Source organism: Pseudomonas sp. CCC4.1, assembly GCF_035019225.1.
GTDB classification, from domain to species: domain Bacteria; phylum Pseudomonadota; class Gammaproteobacteria; order Pseudomonadales; family Pseudomonadaceae; genus Aquipseudomonas; species Aquipseudomonas bubulae.
Genome location: NZ_JASJWL010000013.1, coordinates 1 through 22,173 on the forward strand (window position 1 = coordinate 1; position 22,173 = coordinate 22,173).

Annotated in this window: 19 protein-coding genes; 11 read left to right on the forward strand and 8 right to left on the reverse strand. The window is 57.9% G+C overall.

The annotated features are described in order from the left end of the window. Positions 1-58 precede the first annotated feature (58 nt). The 3 genes from QN377_RS07755 (at position 59) to QN377_RS07765 (ending at position 3,408) form a co-directional block, all read left to right on the forward strand. The gene (locus QN377_RS07755; protein ID WP_094999535.1) at positions 59-1,063 is read left to right on the forward strand and encodes an asparaginase; all 1,005 of its coding nucleotides are present in this window, start codon (positions 59-61) and stop codon (positions 1,061-1,063) included. Positions 1,064-1,243: 180 nt separating this feature from the next. Beyond that, positions 1,244-2,236 carry an AraC family transcriptional regulator gene (locus QN377_RS07760; RefSeq protein ID WP_094999536.1) on the forward strand — a complete coding sequence of 331 codons (993 nt, stop codon included), beginning with the start codon at positions 1,244-1,246 and terminating at the stop codon, positions 2,234-2,236. A gap of 140 nt (positions 2,237-2,376) precedes the next feature. After that, on the forward strand, positions 2,377-3,408 hold the full coding sequence (locus QN377_RS07765) for a histone deacetylase family protein (protein WP_095020581.1): 1,032 nt from the start codon (positions 2,377-2,379) through the stop codon (positions 3,406-3,408). Positions 3,409-3,510: 102 nt separating this feature from the next. Here the strand turns inward: QN377_RS07765 and QN377_RS07770 are convergent, their stop codons facing one another. Further along, positions 3,511-5,067 carry a PLP-dependent aminotransferase family protein gene (locus QN377_RS07770; protein ID WP_322213908.1) on the reverse strand — a complete coding sequence of 519 codons (1,557 nt, stop codon included), beginning with the start codon at positions 5,065-5,067 and terminating at the stop codon, positions 3,511-3,513. A gap of 89 nt (positions 5,068-5,156) precedes the next feature. On the opposite strand from QN377_RS07770, the gene QN377_RS07775 reads away from it, so the two are divergent. Genes QN377_RS07775 through QN377_RS07785 form a run of 3 tightly spaced genes read left to right on the forward strand, consistent with a single transcriptional unit; the run spans position 5,157 to position 6,937 of the window. Next, positions 5,157-5,786 carry an FMN-binding negative transcriptional regulator gene (locus QN377_RS07775; protein ID WP_095023132.1) on the forward strand — a complete coding sequence of 210 codons (630 nt, stop codon included), beginning with the start codon at positions 5,157-5,159 and terminating at the stop codon, positions 5,784-5,786. 6 nt (positions 5,787-5,792) lie between these two features. Then, the gene (locus tag QN377_RS07780; RefSeq protein ID WP_095020583.1) at positions 5,793-6,242 is read left to right on the forward strand and encodes a GNAT family N-acetyltransferase; all 450 of its coding nucleotides are present in this window, start codon (positions 5,793-5,795) and stop codon (positions 6,240-6,242) included. A gap of 14 nt (positions 6,243-6,256) precedes the next feature. Further along, complete coding sequence (locus QN377_RS07785; RefSeq protein WP_095020584.1) at positions 6,257-6,937, forward strand: GNAT family N-acetyltransferase; 681 nt, start codon at positions 6,257-6,259, stop codon at positions 6,935-6,937. A 341-nt stretch (positions 6,938-7,278) separates the two neighbouring features. Here the strand turns inward: QN377_RS07785 and oadA are convergent, their stop codons facing one another. Together oadA and QN377_RS07795 are read right to left on the reverse strand one after the other, a co-directional pair. Beyond that, entirely contained in the window at positions 7,279-9,087 is a 1,809-nt protein-coding gene (gene oadA, locus QN377_RS07790) for a sodium-extruding oxaloacetate decarboxylase subunit alpha (RefSeq protein WP_322213905.1), read from the reverse strand. 11 nt (positions 9,088-9,098) lie between these two features. Next, entirely contained in the window at positions 9,099-10,514 is a 1,416-nt protein-coding gene (locus tag QN377_RS07795; RefSeq protein WP_016782925.1) for an acetyl-CoA carboxylase biotin carboxylase subunit, read from the reverse strand. A gap of 190 nt (positions 10,515-10,704) precedes the next feature. Between QN377_RS07795 and QN377_RS07800 the strand changes: the two genes are divergently transcribed. Further along, complete coding sequence (locus QN377_RS07800) at positions 10,705-11,667, forward strand: LysR family transcriptional regulator (RefSeq protein WP_094999543.1); 963 nt, start codon at positions 10,705-10,707, stop codon at positions 11,665-11,667. Here QN377_RS07800 and QN377_RS07805 read toward each other — a convergent pair. From QN377_RS07805 to QN377_RS07815, 3 genes are all read right to left on the reverse strand, one after another. Further along, entirely contained in the window at positions 11,609-11,821 is a 213-nt protein-coding gene (locus QN377_RS07805) for a PA3496 family putative envelope integrity protein (protein ID WP_094999544.1), read from the reverse strand. The genes QN377_RS07800 and QN377_RS07805 overlap by 59 nt on opposite strands. A 209-nt stretch (positions 11,822-12,030) precedes the next feature. After that, entirely contained in the window at positions 12,031-12,897 is an 867-nt protein-coding gene (gene hexR / locus QN377_RS07810) for a transcriptional regulator HexR (protein ID WP_094999545.1), read from the reverse strand. A 157-nt stretch (positions 12,898-13,054) separates the two neighbouring features. Then, positions 13,055-14,590 carry a putative bifunctional diguanylate cyclase/phosphodiesterase gene (locus tag QN377_RS07815; protein ID WP_322213903.1) on the reverse strand — a complete coding sequence of 512 codons (1,536 nt, stop codon included), beginning with the start codon at positions 14,588-14,590 and terminating at the stop codon, positions 13,055-13,057. 193 nt (positions 14,591-14,783) lie between these two features. Here QN377_RS07815 and uvrD point away from each other — a divergent pair, with 193 nt between their 5' ends. From uvrD to QN377_RS07830, 3 genes are all read left to right on the forward strand, one after another. Next, positions 14,784-16,967: a DNA helicase II gene (gene uvrD / locus QN377_RS07820; RefSeq protein WP_322213902.1), complete on the forward strand. Its 2,184-nt coding sequence runs from the start codon at positions 14,784-14,786 to the stop codon at positions 16,965-16,967. Positions 16,968-17,230: 263 nt separating this feature from the next. Beyond that, complete coding sequence (locus tag QN377_RS07825; protein ID WP_322213901.1) at positions 17,231-18,076, forward strand: Tim44 domain-containing protein; 846 nt, start codon at positions 17,231-17,233, stop codon at positions 18,074-18,076. Positions 18,077-18,209: 133 nt separating this feature from the next. Next, the gene (locus QN377_RS07830; protein WP_016782918.1) at positions 18,210-18,617 is read left to right on the forward strand and encodes an SMI1/KNR4 family protein; all 408 of its coding nucleotides are present in this window, start codon (positions 18,210-18,212) and stop codon (positions 18,615-18,617) included. Between the two features lie 95 nt (positions 18,618-18,712). Here the strand turns inward: QN377_RS07830 and QN377_RS07835 are convergent, their stop codons facing one another. Beyond that, positions 18,713-20,473 (reverse strand): cation:proton antiporter, encoded by a 1,761-nt coding sequence (locus tag QN377_RS07835; protein ID WP_094999549.1) that lies wholly within the window; start codon positions 20,471-20,473, stop codon positions 18,713-18,715. Positions 20,474-20,760: 287 nt separating this feature from the next. Here QN377_RS07835 and QN377_RS07840 point away from each other — a divergent pair, with 287 nt between their 5' ends. Beyond that, entirely contained in the window at positions 20,761-21,246 is a 486-nt protein-coding gene (locus QN377_RS07840) for an acyl-CoA thioesterase (protein ID WP_094999550.1), read from the forward strand. Between the two features lie 30 nt (positions 21,247-21,276). Here the strand turns inward: QN377_RS07840 and pdxY are convergent, their stop codons facing one another. After that, positions 21,277-22,149, reverse strand: coding sequence for a pyridoxal kinase PdxY (pdxY, locus tag QN377_RS07845; protein ID WP_095020586.1), 873 nt, complete (start codon positions 22,147-22,149; stop codon positions 21,277-21,279). Positions 22,150-22,173 lie beyond the last annotated feature (24 nt).

The following is a 22,173-nucleotide window of genomic DNA, read 5'->3' on the forward strand; positions in this document are numbered from 1 at the left end:
AGATGTGTATAAGAGACAGCTCCAGAACCGCCGCGTTTTTGCTTATGGAGACTCAATAATGACCGCAGCCACTCATCACACCTGCCAACACGTCATGGTGCTCTACACCGGCGGCACCATCGGCATGCAGGCCAGCGCCAGCGGTCTGGCACCAGCCTCGGGTTTTGAGGCACGCATGCGCGAGCACCTGGCCAGCCAACCGCAGCTGCAAGTACCGCAATGGGCCTTTCGCGAAATGAGCCCGCTGATCGACAGCGCCAACATGACGCCTGCCTACTGGCTACGCCTGCGCAGCGCGATCATCGAAGCGGTCGAGCAGGATGGCTGCGATGCTGTACTGGTCCTACATGGCACTGACACGCTGGCCTACAGCGCTGCGGCGATGTGCTTTCAACTGCTGGGCTTGCCTGCACCGGTACTCTTCACCGGCTCCATGCTGCCAGCGGGCGTACCTGACAGCGATGCCTGGGAAAACATCAGCGGTGCCTTGCAGGCGCTGGGCCAGGGCCAGCCTAACGGCGTGCAGTTGTACTTCCACGGCAAGCTGATGGCTCCAACTCGCTGCGCCAAAGTGCGCAGCTTTGGCCGTAACCCGTTTGTGACGCTGACACGCAACGGCGGCGGGACCAGGGCCAGCACCCTCCCGGCAGAACTGGCCTACAGCTACCCCAAACACCAGGCCAGCGTAGGCGTGCTGCCACTGGTGCCAGGGATTGGCGCCGCCCAGCTCGATGCCTTGCTCAACAGCGGGATCGAAGCCCTGGTACTGGAGTGTTTCGGCAGTGGCACCGGCCCTGGCGACAACCCGGACTTTCTCGCCAGTCTGCAACGGGCACAGGAAAATGGCATTGTGATCGTGGCCATTACCCAATGCCATGAAGGCGGTGTAGAACTGGACGTGTACGAAGCTGGCAGCCGCTTGCGTGAGGCGGGTGTGCTGTCAGGTGGCGGAATGACCCGCGAGGCCGTGTTCGGCAAACTGCATGCCTTGCTTGGCGCTGACCTGCCGCTGGCCGAGGTGCGCCGCCTGATCGAACTGGATGTGTGCGGGGAGCTGGCCTAAAAGCCCATAACCCGGCCTATGTAGCCGCTCTAGCAGGCTGTGATGGACTGTGCACCAGACCCGCCTTGATTGAAGGTCCTGCGGCCCTTATCGCAGCCTGCGGCAGCGGCTACAGGTTCGGTGTACATCCCCCGGCACACAACTTGCTCGCTTCCTGCACCTCCCAGGCAGGAAACGAGCATGCTCCACTCCCATCTCACAACGCTCAACGCCGTATCCCTGGTGCTCAGCACCTTCAACGCAGAAGGCTTGCCCAGCGAGATGCTGCTGGCCGGCAGCGGCATTCGGGCGGCGGACCTGAGCCGTGCAGACACTCGCATCACCACCAATCAGGAAATGCGCGTGTGCGCCAATGCCGTGGCTCTGCGCCGCGAAATCGGCCTTGAACTAGGGCGACGCATGCATGTGTCGTCCTACGGCATACTCGGTTACGCCCTACTCACCAGTGCCACCTTAGGTGACGCATTGCGTCTAGCTTTACGCTACCCGGCGCTGCTGGGAACACTTTTTGAGCTGAGCCTGGAGGTCGAGGGCGAACAGGTCCGGTTCTGTGCCAATGGCTATGCCGAGAGCCCGCAAATGGCGGTGTTCAATACCGAGCTATGCCTGGTTTCGCTCAAGGTTATATGCGAAGACTTGCTAGGCCAATCGCTGCCGCTATTGGGTGCACGCTTTATCCACAGCGCACCCGACTACCACGCCAGCTACGGGCAAAGCTTCGATTGCCCGCGTCAGTTCGATGCCGACAGCAATGCTTTCGCCTTCGCCAAGCGATGGCTCGACCAGCCTTTGCCACTGGCCGATGCGGTGACCCATCAAGCGATGGCCGAGCGTTGCCGCAAACAGAATCTGGAGTTCACCGGGAGACAAACCTGGCTGGAACGCATCCGCCAGTTGCTGGCCGCACAACTGCATGCAGCCCCCGGCCTCGAAGGGCTGGCCGAGCACATGAACTGCTCGCCGCGCACCCTGCGCCGCCACTTGCACGATATGGGTTGCAGCTACCAGACGCTGCTCGATGACCTGCGTTTTGAGCGCGCCAAGCTGCTGCTCAACGAAACCGAATGGCCCATTTACAAGATTGCCGAGACCCTGGGTTTCAGTGAAACCGCGAGCTTCCGCCATGCCTTCGTGCGCTGGAGCGGGGTTGCACCCAGCCAGTTCCGGGCCTGATTCAGAGGGGATGGGCAGGGGCCAATTACGGTCAACCATTTTGGCCACATACATCTCCTTTTGGCCGCTCCTGCCGTTCTCTCAAACCCCCGGCGCCGCAAGACTGTAGCCAACCGCTCATGCCCTGGGAGAACAAGACAATGCTGACGATCTATTCGGACGATCACCACCTGCATCATGGCCGTTGTGAGTTGATGGACGGGCAACTGTTGCCCTGCTTTGAAATGCCATCACGGGCCGACCATATTTTGCAACGTGTACAAACCCGTGAACTCGGCCCAGTGAGCGCCCCGCAAGACTTCGGCCGCGGGCCTATCGAGCGGATTCACAGTGCGGCCTACCTGGACTTTTTCCAGGGTGCCTGGGACCGCTGGGCCCAACATGGCCGCGACGGTGACTTGCTGCCTTATACCTGGCCTGCCCGTACTTTACGTGCCGTTCTGCCCACCAGCCTGCATGGCCAGCTTGGGTATTACAGCTTCGACGGCGGAGCGCCGATTACTGCGGGCACATGGCAAGCGGCTTACAGTGCAGCGCAAGTAGCCCTGACTGCCCAAGCCGAAATTCAAAACGGCGCCCACAGTGCTTTCGCACTTTGCCGGCCACCGGGGCATCACGCCGCCAGCGACTTGATGGGCGGTTACTGCTACCTGAATAACGCCGCCATAGCAGCCCAGGCCTTTCTCGATCAAGGCCACAGCAAGGTGGCTATCCTCGACGTTGATTACCATCACGGTAATGGTACGCAGTCGATTTTCTATGAACGTAACGACGTGCTGTTTACCTCGATTCACGGCCATCCTGAGGCCGAGTTTCCGTTCTTTCTGGGCTACGAAGACGAACTGGGGGAAGGGCCCGGGGAAGGCTTCAACTTCAACTACCCGCTGGCTGCGGGTTCGGCCTGGGATCGCTGGAGCGCGGCGCTGGAATTGGCCTGCGCTGAAATCGAGCGCTATGACGCTGGCGTAATCGTGGTTTCGCTGGGTGTGGATACATTCAAGAACGACCCGATTTCCCAATTCAAACTCGACAGCCCGGACTACCTGCGCATGGGTGAGCGTATTGCGCGGCTGGGCAAACCGACACTATTTGTGATGGAAGGTGGTTACGCCGTAGAGGAAATCGGCGTGAATGCGGTGAATGTGCTGGAGGGGTTTGAAAGCGCGCAATGATCAAGCCCGTCCTGTGGGAGCGGGCTTGCTCGCAATTCAGCCGGTGCGGTCTGTCTGAATTAATGCGGTGCCCCCCTCGCGAGCAAGCCCGCTCCCACAGGTTCAACGGCTGCCATTCCACACCTTGCCCAGCCGCTCCAGCGCCGCCTTGATCTCCACTTCGGGTACCGCTGCAAACCCCAACACCAATCCCGCGCGGTTATCCACAGGCTCACTCGAATCCTGTAACCAATAACTGCTCAGCCCGTTGATCTCCACGTCCACTGCCCGGGCCTGCGCCAGCAGTTGCTGCTCACGAGCCAAACTCGCCACCGGCACCGCCACATGCAAGCCCGCCGCGATACCCGGCATGGCCCCAACCTCCGCCAACCTCTGTGGCCAGTTGGCCAGCAACACATCACGGCGACTCAAAGCCGCGCGACGCATCCGCCGTATATGCCGCTGAAAATGCCCCGCCGCCATAAACTCGGCCATCACTGCCTGAGTGCCGACCTCCGAATGGCGCATATCCAGCGAGCGCCGGCGGGCAAACGGCTCGATCAGCCCCTTGGGCAGCACCAGATACCCCAGGCGCAACGCCGGAAACGCCACCTTGCCGAAGGTACCGACATAAATCACCCGCCCGCTGCGGTCCAGTGCTGCCAGCGGGGCCAGCGGCGCGCCGCTATAGCGGTACTCGCCATCGTAGTCGTCTTCGACAATCCAGCCCTCTGTACGCTCGGCCCAGGCCAGCAGTTCCAGGCGCCGGGCCAGGCTCATGGTGACCCCGCTGGGGTATTGATGGGAGGGCGTGACATAGGCCAGCCGGCAGTTGCTCAAATGCGCCAGCGCCGAACAGTCCATACCGTCCTGATCCACCGCCACGCCCTGCACATTCGCCCCGGCAATCGCAAAGGCATAGGCAGCTGCGCGATAGCCGGGGTTTTCCACAGCCACCCCTTCGCCCGGCTCCACCAGCAGCTGTGCACAAAGGCTAATTCCTTGCTGCGCGCCACTGGTGATCAAAATTTGCTCAGCCGTACACGATAAACCTCGTGAAGTACGCAAATAAGCCCCAATCAATGCACGCAGACGCTCATCACCTGCAGGATCGCCGTAGCACAGATGCTGCAACTCCGGCTTACGCCAAAAAGCCGCCTGCAGCTTGCTCCATACCTCGAAAGGGAATAAGTCGAACGCCGGAACACCCACCCGAAATGCGCGGGGAACACCACTGGGTGGCAGGTCCAATGCATGGGTTGCAACCCTGCTCAGAGCCGTGCTGTGGATAACTTTACTGGATGTAATTACAGGTATTTCAGGCTGTTTTGTGGATAACCCTGGGGATAAGCCTGTTGAAAAGCCTGTGGATAAGTTGGTGGACAACTTTTTTAGCGGCAGGGCTTTTTCTGGCAATTTGGCCACATAAGTACCGTCCCCAACTCTCCCCTCAATAAATCCTTCGGCATACAACTGGTCATAGGCCCGCATCACACTATTGCGGGAAATCCCCAAGGCACCGGCCATGTCACGGCTGGCTGGCAAGCGCGAGCCGCCATTCAAACGACCATCCAGCACACGTTGGCGCAATGCCAGATACAGCTGGCGGCTCAGACCCTTTTTGGGATCAAGCTCGATCCCGGCGGGGTTGAAGGCGATGGAAAGAACTGAATCCTTCATGGATTGGACCTATGAAATTGACCATTAATGGCTCTTACAACCAACCAATAGCCTGCCTAGGATAAAGCCAATCGCCAAGGATAATTTCCATGTACGTACCCCGCGCCTTCGCCGTAGACGACATTAAAATCCTGCACCAGCAGATGCAGGCCTCCCCCCTGCCCGTGCTGGTCACACATGCCAGCCAGGGCCTGCTCGCCAGTCATGTGCCTATGCTGTTGAACCCCGACGAAGGCCCGTGCGGCACATTGTACGGGCACCTGGCCCGGGCCAATCCACACTGGCAGGACCTGGCCCAAGGCACGGAAGCACTGGTGATCTTTGCCGGCGAACAGGCCTATATCAGCCCTACCTTTTACCCAGGCAAGGCCGACCACGGAAAAGCCGTACCCACCTGGAATTACCTGGCCGTACACGCTTATGGCATGGCCGAGGTGTTCGATGATGCCGAACGTTTGCTGGCACTGGTCAGCCGCTTGAGCGACAGGCAGGAAGCCAATCGCCCCGCGCCCTGGGCTGTCAGCGACGCCCCCGCCGACTATGTCGACAGCATGCTCAAGGCCATTGTGGGCTTTCGCCTGCCCATCACCCGCCTGCAAGGCAAACGCAAACTCAGCCAGAACCGCGACGCCCGCGACCAGGCTGGTGTGCGCCAGGGCCTGCTGGCCAACCCCAACCCGCAAGACCACGCACTCGCTCATTTAATGGTTAAGGAATAACTGAAAATGGCTCAAATCCAGATCAAACCTGCCACCGCCACCGATCGCGAACAGTGGCTACCACTTTGGCAGGCTTACTTGCGCTTCTATAAAACCGAGCTTTCCGACGAAATCAGCCAATCCACCTGGGCGCGCTTTCTCGACCCGGCAGAACCGACCACCCTGGCCCTGGCCTGGCAAGACGACAAAGCGGTGGGCATGGTGCAGTGCGTTTATCACCGCACCAACTGGAGCATCAAAGACGCCTGCTATCTTCAAGACCTGTTTGTCAGTCCCGATGTGCGCGGCAAGGGGGTGGGTCGTCAGTTAATCGAGCATGTATACGCAGCCGCCCGCGCCAAGGACTGCTGCAAAGTGCATTGGCTCACCCAGGAAACCAACGCCACGGCTATTCAGTTGTATGAGCGCATTGGCGAGCGCCCCGGCTTTATTCAGTTTCGCAAAACCTTGTCATAAATAAGGAACGCGCAATGCCCGACTCTCTAGAACGTTGGCTGGCGGCTAAAACCCCGGATACCCGCACCCTCGAAGGGCGATTCATTCGTCTGGAAAAGCTCGACCCCGAACGTCATGGCGATGAACTATGGCTAGCCTTACAAGGGCCGCAGGCCGATCCCAAGCTGTGGGACTACCTGCCCTACGGTCCATTTAACGAGCGTCCGACCTTTGACGCTTGGCTGCAAAAGCATGCCGATAGCCGTGATCCACATTTCTATGCCGTTATCGACAAGCCCAGCGGTGAGGCACAAGGCTTGCTTAGCCTGATGTGCATCGTCCCGGAGCACGGGCGTATCGAGATCGGCCACGTCGCCTTTGGCGCACCCATGCAACGCTCACCGAAAAGCACGGAGGCGGTCTACCTGCTCGCCAAGGAAGCCTTCGCCCTGGGCAACCGGCGTCTGGAATGGAAGTGCAACAACGATAACGCAAGATCGAAGCGTACTGCAGTACGATTGGGGTACACATACGAAGGCGTTTTCCGCCAGCATATGGTGGTTAAAGGCAAAAACCGTGATACCACGTGGTACAGCATTATTAGTACGGAATGGCCCCCACTAGCGGCAGGGTTCGAAAAATGGCTGGCATTGGATAACCAACCAGAAAGCGGCCAAATAAAGACCCTGGAAGAATGCAGAGCCACAGCTGTATAAAATTTGATCAATACGCCCAGCAAGGACTGCTGGGCGTTTTTGTGCTTGGAATAAACACATTTGCGCTACGCGACCGCTTGATACCCCTGTTGCACAGGGAGAAGCGCAAACACTCGTAGCAGCGCGATGCACCTGAAACACCATGGCTCAGCGACTTATGTCTAACGCCTCGTACGGGCACACCACACCTCGCCCTACTTGCTAGGCGCTACAGGCGCTTTTCCAGCCTTGTCGTCGCCAGACTCCTTGAATCGAACCTGCGAAAAAGCCTCAATTCAAGAGCAAAAAAAAGGGGAGCACATGCCCCCCCGAGGTTTAAAGCGTTTACATCAAAGACAGTATCAGGCTTCGATTTCGATCAGAATTTCACCCGGATTAACGCGATCGCCCTTGATTACATGGATGGTGACGATTTTGCCTGCGATGCCGGCCTGGACTTCAGTTTCCATTTTCATCGCTTCGGTGATCAGTACCGACTGACCCGCCTTGACCACATCGCCTACAGCGACCAGTACATCAACGATGTTGCCTGGCATTGCCGTGCTCACATGGCCTGGCTCGCTGGCCTGCTTGCGCTTGCTTGAGGTGCCACCAACAAATTCGTTGAGGGGTTCGAACACCACCTCTTCCGGCATGCCATCGATGGACAGGTAGAAGTGACGCTTGCCTTCAGCCTTGACGCCCACACCGGTGATGTCAACGCGATAGCTCTCACCGTGCACGTCGATCACGAACTCGGTCGGCACGCCCTCACCGCTCGCCTTGGTGACACCGCCAGCCTCAGGGATAGGCAGCAGCACTTCTGGGGTCAGAGTGCCTGCAGCGCGTTCCTCAAGGAACTTGCGACCGATATCCGGGAACATGGCGAAGGTCAGTACGTCTTCTTCCGACTGGGCCAGGGCACCAATTTCAGCACGCAGCTTGACCATTTCGGGCTTTAGCAGGTCCGCAGGGCGTACGTCGATCAGCTCTTCGTTGCCAATGGCCTGACGACGCAGTTGTTCGTTGACCACGCCCGGCGCCTTGCCGTAGCCGCCTTGCAGGTAGAGCTTCACTTCGTTGGTGATGGTTTTGTAACGCTCACCCGCCAATACGTTGAAGAATGCCTGAGTACCCACAATTTGCGACGTCGGTGTTACCAGCGGCGGGTAACCGAGGTCTTCACGCACACGCGGGATTTCGGCCAGCACTTCGCTCATGCGGTTCAGCGCACCCTGCTCTTTGAGCTGGTTGGCAAGGTTGGAAATCATCCCGCCCGGCACCTGGTTAACCTGAACACGGGTATCAACAGCGGTGAATTCGCTTTCAAACTGGTGATACTTCTTACGCACTGCGTAGAAGTACATACCAATTTCCTGCAGCAGCGACAGATCGAGACCGGTGTCGTATTCACTGCCTTTGAGCGCGGCAACCATCGACTCGGTGCCCGGGTGGCTGGTGCCCCACGCAAAGCTGGAGATCGCGGTATCAATGTGGTCTGCGCCATTCTCGATAGCCTTGAGCTGGCACATGGCAGCCAGACCGGCGGTGTCATGGGAGTGAATAAAGATCGGCAGAGTGATTTCGGCTTTCAGCGCCTTGACCAGTTCGCCCGTGGCGTACGGCGTCAGCAGGCCAGCCATGTCTTTGATGGCGACCGAGTCGCAGCCCATGGCTTCCATCTGCTTGGCCTGCGCCACAAACGCCTCGGTGGTATGTACCGGACTGGTGGTATAGGCGATGGTGCCCTGGGCATGCTTGCCGGCAGCTTTGACCGCCTCGATGGCCACACGCAGGTTACGCACGTCGTTCATGGCGTCGAAGATGCGGAACACGTCGATACCGTTGACTGCTGCTTTGGCGACGAAGGCTTTGACCACGTCGTCGCTGTAATGGCGATAGCCCAGCAGGTTCTGGCCGCGCAGCAACATTTGCAGACGCGTGCTGGGCAAGGCGGCACGCAGTTGGCGCAGACGCTCCCACGGATCTTCCTTGAGGAAACGCACGCAGGCATCAAAGGTCGCGCCGCCCCAGACTTCCAGGGACCAGTAGCCGACTTTGTCGAGCTTGTCGCAGATCGGCAGCATGTCTTCAGTGCGCATGCGGGTGGCCAGCAGCGACTGGTGGGCGTCACGCAGGATGGTGTCAGTTACGAAAATCTTCTTGCTCATTATTCTTTTCCTCACAGGCCTGCGTGGGCGGCGATGGCGGCAGCGATGGCCAGGGCCAACTCTTCGGGTTTGCGCTTGATCGAGTAGTTGGTCAGCTCAGGGTGGCTTTCTACGAAGCTGGTGTTGAACTGGCCACTACGGAATTCCGGGTTACGCAGGATTTCCTGGTAATACGCGGCGGTGGTTTTGACCCCTTGCAGACGCATGTCGTCGAGGGCGCGCAAACCACGGTCCATCGCTTCTTCCCAGGTCAGGGCCCACACCACCAGTTTCAGACACATGGAGTCGTAATACGGCGGGATGGTATAGCCGGTGTAGATCGCCGTGTCGGTACGTACACCGGGGCCGCCGGGCGCGTAGTAACGGGTGATCTTGCCGAAACTGGGCAGGAAGTTGTTTTTCGGGTCTTCGGCGTTGATCCGGAACTGCAGGGCAAAGCCGCGATGCTGCACGTCTTCCTGCTTGATCGAGAGCGGCAGGCCAGAGGCGATACGAATCTGTTCACGAACAATGTCGATGCCGGTAATTTCTTCGGTGATGGTGTGCTCCACCTGCACCCGAGTGTTCATCTCCATGAAGTACACCTCGCCCTCGGCGAGCAGGAACTCCACGGTACCGGCGTTCTCGTAACCCACGGCCTTGGCTGCGCGCACAGACAGGTCGCCGATATAGGCACGCTGTTCCGGGGTCAGCTGCGGGCTCGGGGCGATTTCGATCAGCTTTTGGTTGCGACGCTGGATCGAGCAGTCGCGCTCAAACAGATGCACCACGTTGCCAAAGCTGTCGCCGAGAATTTGCGCCTCGATATGCTTGGGGTTGACGATGCATTTTTCGAGGAACACTTCGGCCGAACCAAAGGCCTTGGTCGCTTCCGAGATCACCCGCGGGAAGGCTTGCTCGAGTTCTTCACGGCTGTTGCAGCGACGAATGCCGCGACCGCCACCACCCGAGGTGGCCTTGAGCATCACCGGGTAGCCAATGCGTTCGCCTTCAATCAAGGCTTCGTGGATGTCGGCAACGTTGCCTTCAGTGCCCGGCGTGACCGGCACACCGGCCTTGATCATGCTGCGACGCGCTTCAGTCTTGTCGCCCATACGGCGAATGACTTCAGCGGCCGGACCGATGAACTTGATCCCGCGCTCGGCGCAGATATCAGCCAACTCAGCGTTTTCTGACAAAAAACCGTAACCGGGATGCAGAGCATCACAACCGGTTTCAACCGCCAGGTTCACCAGCTTGCGCGGATTCAAATAACCGGCCAGCGGGTCTTCGCCGATATTGTGTGCTTCGTCGGCGCGCTTGACGTGCAAGGCATGCCGATCAGCTTCGGAATAGACCGCTACAGAGCGAATCCCCATCTCGGCGCAGGCACGCACGATGCGGACGGCGATTTCTCCGCGGTTGGCGATCAGGATCTTTTTTATCACTTGGATTTTCCCTAAAGCCTATGGAACAAACGACCTGCTAGACCAGGTCGGCACGTGTCCAAATGTGTCTGAACCGTTGTGTCGTCACACTAGACCCACGCAGTGATAAACAAAAATCAATAATTCTTGGGTCGTGCATAAGTAACAACTTATAGTCAGATCACTTGTCGCTTCGGATAATTTTATAAAAATGCGTAAGTCATTGATGCGTATCACTTTTCGCCAATTACAGGTGTTTAACGAAGTCTGTGATTTGCGTTCTTACAGCCGCGCAGCAGAAGAAATGTCGCTGACGCAACCCGCCGTAAGTCTACAAATTCGTCAGCTTGAAGAGCTGGTTGGCCAACCATTGTTCGAGTACGTCGGCAAAAAGCTGTACATGACCGAAGCCGCTGAAGCGCTTCAGTTGGCCAGTCGGGATATTTTCGGCCGGCTGGAAAACCTCGACATGCAACTTTCCGACATGCTCGGGTCATTGCAAGGCCAGTTGAAACTGGCCGTAGAGTCGAGCGCGAAATATTTTGTGCCGCATCTGTTTGCGGCCTTCAAGCGCCAGCATCCGGAAGTCAATTTGCAACTGACGGTGGTCAACCGGGCGCAGGCCGTTCGTCGGCTGTCAGATAACCGCGATGATCTGGTGATCATGTCGATGGTGCCGCAGGACATGGGCCTGGAATTCTTGCCGTTTCTGAACAACCCGATTGTGGCCGTGGCTCCCGCTGATCATCCGTTGTGCAACCGGGGTCCGCTGCATTTGCAGGATCTGGAGCCTTATACCTTGCTGATGCGCGAGCAGGGTTCGGGCACGCGCATGGCGTGTGAGGAGTATTTCAAGGAAAAGCGCGTGCACTTCAATCAGACGCTGGAAGTGTCGTCCAACGAGTCGCAGCGCGAGTGCGCGGTAGCCGGGTTGGGCGTGGCGTTATTGACCCGCCACGCCGTCAGCCTGGAACTGGCGACCGGCCTGCTGTGCGAACTGCCGGTCGAGGAGTTGCCGCTGTATCGCAGCTGGTGCGTGGTGCAGGCCAAGGCCAAGCGCCTGTCACCGGTGGCGCATGCATTTCTGGGGTTTATTCGCAGTGAGCGCCTGCAAATCAGCGCGTTGGTTGAGCGCTTCGACGGTCACTTGCCGACGCAGACTGCCAGTAGTTGATCGACCCCAGGTCAGGGTAGTCAGAGGTTTCCAGACGCAGTTGGCGCTGGCTCGTATGGTCTTCAATCGCGCGACGGAAGGCCATGCGGCGCTGGTCTTCTTGCTGACGGCGGGTTTTGACGGCGCTATTGCGTTCTTCGTAAGGCTGAGCCATTTCGAGTCTCCCAAGGCGTGTACGGGAGCTTTACGATGCACGTTGTTTATGACGACTTGGCGAAGGTGGGATGACAGGGGGATGAACGCTGAATGTGAGCTCTGCGTGGGAGCGGGCTTGCTCGCGATTCAGGCGCTGCGGTGTGTCTGTCACACGGCGGCATTCCCTATCGCGAGCAAGCCCGCTCCCACAGAAGATGTTGTGCGCTTTTAATCTTCGTGGCTTTTCAGTGATTTAGGCGACAGACGCAAGCTGCGCAGGCTGCGCTTGACGCTCTTGAGGTGGTTGACCAGGCTCGGGCCTCGGGCCATGGCAACACCCATTGCCAACACGTCAATCACTACCAGGTGGGCAATACGCGAGGTCAGTGGGGTATAGATTTCGGTGTCTTCATGCACATCGATCGCCAGATTGACGGTTGCCAGCTCCGCCAGCGGCGTCTGGCTCGGGCACAAGGTAATCAGGGTCGCGCCGCTTTCACGCACCAGGTTGGCGGTGATCAGCAAGTCTTTGGAACGGCCCGACTGGGAAATGCAGATCGCCACGTCGGTAGGCTTCAAGGTCACGGCCGACATCGCTTGCATATGCGGGTCGGAATAGGCCGCCGCGGTCAGCAACAGACGGAAAAACTTGTGCTGGGCATCCGCCGCAACCGCGCCCGAGGCACCAAACCCATAAAACTCGACACGCTGCGCTTGCGACATGGCCGTCACGGCACGCTGCAGCGCTATCGGATCGAGCTTCTCGCGCACGTCCATCAAGGTATGCAGCGTGGTGTCGAAAATTTTCAGGCTGTAGTCCGCTACCGAATCGTCTTCATGGATCGCGAACTGACCAAAACTGGCACCGGCCGCCAGGCTTTGCGCCAGCTTGAGCTTCAGGTCCTGAAACCCGGAACAGCCTATCGCCCGGCAAAAACGCACGATGGTCGGCTCGCTGATTCCGACACTGTGGGCAAGGTCGGCCATGGAACTGTGCATTACAGCCGCAGGATCAAGCAGCACGTGATCGGCGACCTTGAGTTCCGATTTACGTAACAGGTGGCGTGACTGGGCAATATGTTGCAGCAGGTTCAAAGGGCAGGACTCGGTCTGTAAGCGGCGGGCGCCGGGGATGTAGCAATCTTGTAGTTATACTACAAGAATTCGTTTTCTGCCCAGCCAATACGCCATCAACTATCCAGTTATCTCCCTTGATTCAAGCCGCTTGAGGGCCATGTAGCCCTTTTTGGCACTACAAGACCACTACACCGTTACGCAGTAAATCGCTGAATTGCACTGCGTTTATCGGACGACTGATCAAATAGCCCTGCACTTCGTCGCACTGGCGAGTCTTGAGAAATGCCAGCTGCGCCTCGTTTTCAACGCCTTCTGCCACCACTTTAAGGCCCAGACTGTGGGCCATGGCAATAATTGCGAGGGTGATGGCCTCGTCTTCGCTGCAACGACCCACGCCGTGAATAAACGTTTTATCGATTTTTACGTAATCCACCGCAAATCGCTTGAGGTAACTGAGCGATGAATAGCCGGTGCCAAAATCATCGATTGCCAGCTTCACCCCCAGTTCATGCAATTGCTGGAAGGTAGCGATGACGTATTCAACATTGTCGAGCAACTGGCTTTCTGTCAGTTCCAGTTCCAGGCAGTCCGGCGCCAGCCCGGTTTCTTCAAGTACCTGGCGCACCAGGCTGACCAGCTTGCCCTGGCGCAACTGATGCCCCGACAAGTTCACCGATACCCGTATTGGCGCCAGCCCTGCTCGTTGCCATTCACACGCTTGCCGACAGGCTTCGCGCAGTACAAAATCACCGATGGCGCTGATCAGGCCGGTCTCTTCGGCAAGGACAATAAAGTTGCCTGGCGGCACATTACCCAGTTGCGGGTGATCCCAGCGCACCAACGCTTCGGCGGCGTGCAGACGCCCTGTGGCCAGGCACAGCTTGGGTTGATAGAACACGTTGAGCTGGCGTTCGCTAATGGCTTTGCGCAGTTGGTTTTCCAGCTGCAGCCGTTCAAGGGAGCTGCCATGCAGGCTGTCACTGTAGAACTGAAACCTGCCGCCGCCCAGGTGCTTGGCCTGCTGCATGGCCTTGTTGGCATGATGGACCAGGCTGGCAATATCGCGCGCGCTGTCGGGCAACATGCTGATGCCCATTGACACACTGATGACCAACTCATGGCCATCCACCACCAGCGGCCGACCGAGCTTGTCCAGCAGCCGGGTCGCGACCCGCGCCAGGCTGGTCAGGCTGTTATAGGCATCAAACAGCACTGCAAATTCATCACCCGACAGGCGCGCAATGGTGTCGGCCTCAGGCAAGGCCTTGGTGATGCGTTCGGCCATTTTTTGCAGCACATGGTCCGCCAGCTCATGCCCGAAATTGTCATTGAGCAATTTGAAACGATCGAGATTGATGTGCAGCAACGTCAGGTTGCACGAGCCCTGGCGTACACGCTGGCTAGCCTCCTCCAGGCGTTCCTTGAACAGAAGGCGGTTAGCCAGCCCGGTCATCTCATCAAAACGGGTCAGGTGGCGCACCCGCGCTTCGCTCAAACGGCGTTGCTCGACCTCATAGGCAAGCTGGGTATTGAGTTGCTCACTACGGACATTCGCTTGCTGCAAATCTTCGCGCAAACCTTGATGCCGCAAGCGGCGCACCATGCGCCGTTGCCTGATCCGCTTGACCTGCCATCCCAGACCGCCCGCCAGCAGGAAAAAACCGATGCCTATGCCGAAAAAAACACCCGGCGAATTTAAACTCTGAACCATCGGCGAAATTCTTATCAGTAGATGAGCCAAAAAGTCGCCAGAGCATACACAAGCAATGACCGTGACCAAACGCACAGGCGCTATTAAATGAATGAAATCAGCCAGGCACATTTATTGTCCGGCTTTTAGACCGCTCGGCCCAAGGCGGCCACGCAGCTAGCAATGAAACACCAACAGCCCCTAAAATGCCCCGATGCGCGATGATCTCTCTCTCTTGTTAAATTCTCTCAACGATGCCCAACGTCAGGCCGTCACGGCCAGTGTCGGGCGTCAGTTGGTCCTGGCCGGCGCTGGTTCCGGCAAAACCCGTGTGCTGGTGCACCGTATCGCCTGGCTGATCCAGGTCGAAAACGCGTCCCCACACTCCGTGCTGTCGGTGACGTTCACCAACAAGGCCGCTGCCGAGATGCGCCACCGCATCGAGCAGTTGATGGGTATCAACCCGGCAGGCATGTGGGTCGGCACGTTCCACGGCCTGGCTCACCGTCTGCTGCGGGCTCACTGGCAAGAAGCCGGCCTTAGCCAGACATTCCAGATCCTCGACAGTGACGACCAGCAACGCTTGGTCAAGCGTGTGATCCGTGAGCTGGGGCTGGATGAACAGCGCTGGCCCATACGTCAGGCCCAGTGGTTTATCAACGGTCAAAAAGACGAAGGCCTTCGCCCCAAACATATCCAGGCCAGCGGCGACTTGTTCCTGGCCACCATGCGCAATATTTACGAGGCCTATGAGGTCGCGTGCCAACGCGCCGGTGTGATCGATTTTTCCGAGCTGCTGCTGCGTGCCCTTGATTTGTGGCGCGACAACCCGGGCTTGCTGGCGCATTACCAGAAACGCTTCCGGCACATCCTGGTAGACGAATTCCAGGATACCAACGCCGTGCAATATGCCTGGCTGCGGTTGCTGGCCCAGGGCGGCGACAGTCTGATGGTGGTCGGTGATGACGACCAGTCGATCTACGGCTGGCGCGGCGCAAAAATCGAAAACATCTATCAGTACTCAACCGACTTCCCGGATGCGGAGACCATTCGTCTGGAGCAAAATTACCGCTCCACGGCGGGCATCCTCAAAGCGGCCAATGCCCTGATTGCCAACAACACCGGGCGCATGGGCAAAGAGCTGTGGACTGACGGCGGCGAAGGCGAAGCCATCAATCTGTATGCCGCGTTCAACGAACATGACGAAGCGCGCTACGTGGTCGAAACCATCGAAAGCGCTCTGAAAACCGGCATCGCCCATAGCGATATCGCCATCTTGTACCGTTCCAACGCCCAGTCGCGAGTGCTTGAAGAAGCCTTGCTGCGCGAGCGCATCCCTTACCGCATCTATGGCGGCCAGCGCTTCTTCGAACGCGCGGAAATCAAAAATGCCATGGCCTATATGCGCCTGCTCGAAGGTCGCGGCAATGATGCGGCGCTGGAGCGGGTGATCAACGTACCTGCCCGCGGCATTGGTGAAAAAACCGTCGAAGCCATTCGCGAACACGCACGTCACAGCGACGTGTCGATGTGGGAAGCAATGCGCCAGCTGATCGCCAATAAAGCCCTGCCGGGCCGTGCTTCGGGTGCCATTGCCGGCTTTATGGAACTGATCGAAAACCTCGCGGCAAAAGTCATGGACATGCCTCTGCATCTGATGACGCAAACCGTGATCGAGCAAAGCGGGCTGATTGCCTACCATCAGGCGGAAAAAGGCGAAAAAGGCCAGGCCCGGGTAGAAAACCTTGAGGAGCTGGTCAGCGCAGCACGCAACTTTGAGAACAATGACGAAGACGAAGAGCTGTCGCCATTGGCCGCCTTCCTCGGGCATGCCTCACTGGAGGCTGGCGATACCCAGGCCGAAGAGCATGAAGACGGTATTCAGCTGATGACGCTGCACAGCGCCAAAGGCCTGGAGTTCCCGTACGTGTTCCTGGTAGGCATGGAAGAAGGCCTGTTCCCGCACAAAATGAGCCTGGAAGAGCCCGGTCGCCTCGAAGAGGAACGACGCCTGGCCTACGTAGGCATTACCCGCGCCATGCAAAACCTGGTGATGACCTACGCAGAAACCCGACGCCTGTACGGCAGCGAAACCTACAATAAGGTTTCACGCTTCGTACGCGAAGTACCAAAGGGTCTGATCCAGGAAGTCCGACTATCCAACAGTGTCAGTCGTCCTTTCGGCGGCGGTCAAAAGCAGAGCGCCAGCACCCTGTTTGGTGGTTCGGAGATTCCCGAAACCGAATTCAAGCTCGGCCAGATGGTCAAGCATGCGGTCTTCGGCGAAGGCGTCATCCTCAATTTCGAGGGTGCAGGTGCCCAGGCACGGGTACAGGTCAACTTCAGCGAAGGCAGCAAATGGCTGATGATGGGCTACGCCAAACTTGAGGCGGTCTGACAGCAACCCGACAGCTTGGCGGGAATAAGGTAAGACAAACCGCTGTGGGAGCGAGCCTGCTCGCGAAGAGAGCACATCAGTCAATATTATTGTTGGCTGATACACCGCTTTCGCGAGCAGGCTCGCTCCCACATGTTCTCCTACGCAAAATAAATCCTAGCCCTACAAACAAATAAGCAAAAGCCCGAAACACTTCACCGCTAGCCAGTCACAACTCATCTGTGCAACATGGCGCGCGTGATATCCACAAATGGGAACCCCTTATGAAACGTTTTCTTAGCATCGCCATGGCGTTGTGCATCGGCTTGACGATGAGCATCGACGCGAACGCCAAGCGCTTCGGTGGCGGCAAAAGCGCGGGTGCAGCGCCTAGCCACCAAACGCGTCAAGCTGCTCCAGCTGCAGCCCCGGCGGCTGCCGGTGCCGCAGGCGCCGCAGCCAAGGCCGGCGGTGCTTCGCGCTGGCTCGGCCCTCTGGCCGGCCTCGCTGCCGGTGGCCTGCTGGCGTCCATGTTCATGGGCGGCGGCTTCCAGGGCATGCAGTTCTTCGACATCCTGATCATGGCGGTTATCGCCTTCCTGATCTTCCGCTTTATCGCGGCCCGTCGTCGCAAACAAGCTGACATGATGGCCCCTGCTGGCCACGCACCCATGCAACGCGAAGCGTTCGACGCCAAGCCTGCTGCTTCGATCTTCGGTGGTTCGGCTGCCCCTGCAGCACGTCCGGTGATCAACGCTCCAGCCTGGTTTAACGAGCAAAAATTCCTGGAAGCCGCGCGCAACCATTTCCAGTCCCTGCAACAGCACTGGGATGCCAACGAAATGGACAAGATCGCCGAGTTCGTGACCCCGCAGATGCTCGACTTCCTCAAGCGTGAACGCGCTGAGCTGGGTGATGGCTTCCAGTCCACCTACATCGACAACCTGACCGTGCAACTGGACGGCCTGGACGATCGCGCAGACAAAACCATTGCAACCCTGACCTTCAGCGGCGTGTCGAAAAACTCGCGCTTTGACCAGGGCGAAGCCTTCAGCGAAAGCTGGAACATGGAACGTCAGCAAGGCGACAACCAGCCTTGGCTGGTGGCAGGTATCCGCCAGAACGGCTAACCCTGCGAGTTACACATGCGTTTACCAAAGCCCCGGACTTGTCCGGGGCTTTGCATTTCACGATTGCACTTATAACGAGCTACTGTATAAAGCGCGTCATATAAACCGCGCCATAGAGCATGAGGATGAGGTCGTGGAAGAGATTATTGAAGAGCTACGCGAAAAAAACGAGCCTGTACCGGTTCCCCTGGAACTGCCTGAAGAAGACCAGTTGGTGGAAATCGAAGAGCAGCTGTTCATCGATATTCCATTTGTCTTCAGAGAATTTCTGCTGACCGTCAGTGACGTGGTGTATGGCAGCCTGGAGCCGGTCACAGTGACCGACCCACAATCGCACACCTATCTGCCGGAAGTGGCGGCAAATGCCTGGGATGCTGGCGTTGATCGCAGCCTGATCCCTATTTGCCAGGACGGCGACGACTACTACTGCGTGGAAGAAGACGGCACCGTGGTGCTGTGGTCCGGCGAAGAAGAACTCGTCACTGAAGAAACCTGGGAATCGGTCTGGCACTGGGCGCGCGACGTCTGGCTGGAAAGCTGATACCTCCAGGGTTGGTTGACGTTTCGTTGTGAGCCACAACGAAACATCAACAGCCCCCGGGCATCCCCGCTTTCCAGCCATTGGTCAGCGGGCTGTCAGTGCCCCCCCTCCTTGTGGTTATCCAGCGTTTCCAGCAGTGCAACCTGCATGCGCGTGTGAATCCGGATAAACCAGCGCCACAACAGCGCCGCAACCCCCGCCGCCACCACCGCAATCACCATCAGCAACTCGTTGGTGGGCAGGATGCTTGCCGACAAGGCCGACAGCAGCAGAAAAATCACCAGCAACGACAGAATCGGGATGACTTCCGAGATCACCCGGCGCACGCGCTGCGTATGGCGCCCTGCCATTTCCGGCTTGACCCCCATCTCGGCCAGTAGCATCGAAAGCGCCTTGAGCTTGCGATACGCCGCAATCAGGAACGGCAACGACAGCAGCAAAGCAGCCCCCCAGATCATCCCTTTTTGCCAGCTCGGCTCCAGAATCCAGCCCTGCAAATAACGGCCGATGCGCGGTGCGAAATAACCGCCGGCAAAGAAAATAGCGATGACCAGGGCCAGATTGACCCCAACTTGCAGCAAGATCTTGCGAATCATGGCCGCCAACAACGCCCCTTCGCCCTGTGGCTGAATACTGCGCAGCCATTCGCCATATAACCCCAACACCCGTGACAAGCGACCAGGCACCACCTGTGCCAGCTTGAGCGAGAGCGGGTCTGCGGCGCGAATCAGGTAAGGGGTCATCAGGGTGGTCAATACGGAGACGGCCACTGCTACGGGGTACAGGAAGCTGCTGGTGACCTGCAATGTCATACCCAGCGCCGCGATAATGAAAGAAAACTCCCCAATCTGCGAAAGCCCCATTCCGACTCGCAGCGAGGTACGTCCATCATTGCCTGCGATAAAGGCCCCCAAACCGCAGGAGAGCATCTTGCCCAGTACCACGGCGATAGTGATCACCACAATTGGCAGCGCGTACTCCAGCAGGATGGCCGGGTCGAGCATCAACCCGATGGCGACAAAGAATATTGCACTGAACAAATCACGCACCGGTTCAATCAGGCGCTCGATTTTCAGTAACTGACGCGACTCGGCCATGATTGCACCGATCAAAAACGCCCCGAGCACCATGCTGTACTCCAGCTTGACCACCAGCAGGCAAAAGCCAAAACACAGGCCCAGCACAGTGATCAGCAGCATTTCATTGCTTTCGAATCGGGCTACATACGCCAGCACACGCGGCACCAGCAAAATGCCGATAACCAACGCCACGATCATAAACAATGACAATTTACCGACGGTCGAAAAAACCTCTTCGGGGCTGACGCTGCCGCTGACCGCAATGCTCGACAGCAGCGCAATAATCCCGATACCCAAAATATCTTCAACGATCAGCACGCCAAAAATCAGCTGGGCAAAGCGCTCGTTTTTCATCTTGAGGTCGTTGAGGGCCTTGACGATGATGGTGGTAGATGAAATGGCCAGGATGGCGCCCAGAAACAGCGAATCCATGGTGTTCCAGTCGAACCAGCGGCCAATTTCATAACCAATCCAGATCATCAGCGTGATTTCCATAAACGCTGCGATAAAGGCTGTGGCCCCGACCTTGAACAACTTGCGCAGGCTGAACTCCAGCCCCAGACAGAACATCAAAAAGATCACCCCCAGCTCAGCCAGGGTCTTGATCGTTTCTTCATCGTGAATCAGGCCAAACGGCGGGGTGTGCGGGCCGATAATAAAACCTGCAACGATATAGCCCAGTACCACCGGCTGTTTGAACCTGTGGAAAAGAATCGTCACCACACCTGCGACCAGCATGATGACTGCCAGATCCTGAATAAAACTGATGGCATGCATGGCGTGGCACTCCTTGTTTGATATTCACCAGGCAACATGACGACAGACACAGCCTGTCAGGCCGCGCGTATCGACTGTTTAAAATGTAGGAAGTATCCGACTAACGGACTTTTGCAGGTTAACACCGCGACTTGCGACAGAAAGGCGGTGCAATATATGGAAACAGATAGAGATAAGCGTGACGGCAGCCAACACGGCAGCGTCCCGTTAATCACTGTTTCAAAAATCGACAAGTATCCACAGAGATACCCATTTCACTGCTGCAACACAACCACGAGCCTGCTGCTATGGAACCCGGAAACTCCCAACTGTCGATGACGGTCTTGATGACCCCGGACATGGCCAATTTTTCTGGCAATGTTCACGGCGGAACCCTGCTCAAGTACCTCGATGAAGTCGCCTATGCCTGCGCCAGCCGCTATGCGGGGCGTTATGTGGTCACCTTGTCGGTGGATCAGGTCATTTTTCGCGAGCCGATTCATGTCGGTGAACTGGTGACCTTCCTCGCCTCGGTCAACTACACCGGCAACACCTCGATGGAAGTTGGCATCAAGGTCGTTACCGAAAATATCCGCGAGCGCTCGGTGCGCCACACCAACAGCTGCTTCTTCACCATGGTAGCCGTGGACGACGACCGTAAGCCGGCCGCTGTTCCGCCGTTGCAGCCAGTGAACAGCGAAGACAAGCGCCGCTTTATCCAGGGCAAGCAACGCCGCCAGATCCGTCAGGAGCTGGAGCAGCGCTACCGCGAGCTAAAAGACGAAACACTGTAAGCCCGCTCCCACAGGTTTTGTTCAGTTTGCTTACAAACTGATCGGCACTGCCTCAAACCGCACACGCGGATGGGCAATGCGGTCCTGGGCCCGTACCAGCTGCAATTCATAGCTGGTGCAGGCCTGGGTTTCCAGCAACACCTCATGCACCGCCGCAGCGGTAAATTCAAACGCAGCCACCAGGCTGTCGCCCAGCAGCACTCTCGCCAGGAACAAACCTGAGGTCAGGTCGCCTACGCCCACTGGCTGGCGCGGGAAGGCAAGCAGCGGCCGACGCAAGTGCCAGTTGCCCTCTGCCGTGACCAGCAGCATCTCGAAACTTTCAGGCGGTTTGCCCGGATACGACAAATGCTTCACCAGCACCGCTTTCGGGCCGCGGGCCAGCAAGCTGCGGGCCATGGCCAGGCAGTCAAACAACGATTGCGGATGACGGCCGCAAAAACTGTCCAGTTCGAGCTGGTTGGGGCACAAAAAATCGGCCATAGCGGCAGCTTCTTCAAGCAGAAAGTCACTGACTTCCTGAGGCACGATACAACCTTTCTCCGGGTGCCCCATTACCGGGTCGCACAGGTACAGTGCATGGGGATTAACAGCCTTGATACGCGCCACCCCGCTTAAAATGGCCCGCCCCTGCGCCGCACTGCCCAGGTAACCGGACAAGACCGCATCACAGCTGCCCAGCTCGCCGATGGCGGCGATTCCGTCGACCAGCGAAGGAATTTGCTCGGGAGCCAACACTTCCCCCGTCCACTGGCCATACTGAGTGTGATTGGAGAATTGCACCGTGTTCAGAGGCCAGACATTCACCCCGACGCGCTGCATGGGAAAAACCGCTGCGCTGTTGCCGGCATGGCCGAAAACCACGTGGGATTGGATGGCGAGTAAATGAGGTGTACGTTTCATGCCGGATTCCAGACTACGGGTGGA

Coding starts and splice junctions, on each gene's coding strand:
- QN377_RS07755 (WP_094999535.1), top strand. CDS start 59: ATGACCGCAGCCACTCATCACACCTGCCAACACGTCATGGTGCTCTAC.
- QN377_RS07760 (WP_094999536.1), top strand. CDS start 1,244: ATGCTCCACTCCCATCTCACAACGCTCAACGCCGTATCCCTGGTGCTC.
- QN377_RS07765 (WP_095020581.1), top strand. CDS start 2,377: ATGCTGACGATCTATTCGGACGATCACCACCTGCATCATGGCCGTTGT.
- QN377_RS07770 (WP_322213908.1), bottom strand. CDS start 5,067: ATGAAGGATTCAGTTCTTTCCATCGCCTTCAACCCCGCCGGGATCGAG.
- QN377_RS07775 (WP_095023132.1), top strand. CDS start 5,157: ATGTACGTACCCCGCGCCTTCGCCGTAGACGACATTAAAATCCTGCAC.
- QN377_RS07780 (WP_095020583.1), top strand. CDS start 5,793: ATGGCTCAAATCCAGATCAAACCTGCCACCGCCACCGATCGCGAACAG.
- QN377_RS07785 (WP_095020584.1), top strand. CDS start 6,257: ATGCCCGACTCTCTAGAACGTTGGCTGGCGGCTAAAACCCCGGATACC.
- oadA (WP_322213905.1), bottom strand. CDS start 9,087: ATGAGCAAGAAGATTTTCGTAACTGACACCATCCTGCGTGACGCCCAC.
- QN377_RS07800 (WP_094999543.1), top strand. CDS start 10,705: ATGCGTAAGTCATTGATGCGTATCACTTTTCGCCAATTACAGGTGTTT.
- QN377_RS07805 (WP_094999544.1), bottom strand. CDS start 11,821: ATGGCTCAGCCTTACGAAGAACGCAATAGCGCCGTCAAAACCCGCCGT.
- QN377_RS07815 (WP_322213903.1), bottom strand. CDS start 14,590: ATGGTTCAGAGTTTAAATTCGCCGGGTGTTTTTTTCGGCATAGGCATC.
- uvrD (WP_322213902.1), top strand. CDS start 14,784: ATGCGCGATGATCTCTCTCTCTTGTTAAATTCTCTCAACGATGCCCAA.
- QN377_RS07825 (WP_322213901.1), top strand. CDS start 17,231: ATGAAACGTTTTCTTAGCATCGCCATGGCGTTGTGCATCGGCTTGACG.
- QN377_RS07835 (WP_094999549.1), bottom strand. CDS start 20,473: ATGCATGCCATCAGTTTTATTCAGGATCTGGCAGTCATCATGCTGGTC.
- QN377_RS07840 (WP_094999550.1), top strand. CDS start 20,761: ATGGAACCCGGAAACTCCCAACTGTCGATGACGGTCTTGATGACCCCG.
- pdxY (WP_095020586.1), bottom strand. CDS start 22,149: ATGAAACGTACACCTCATTTACTCGCCATCCAATCCCACGTGGTTTTC.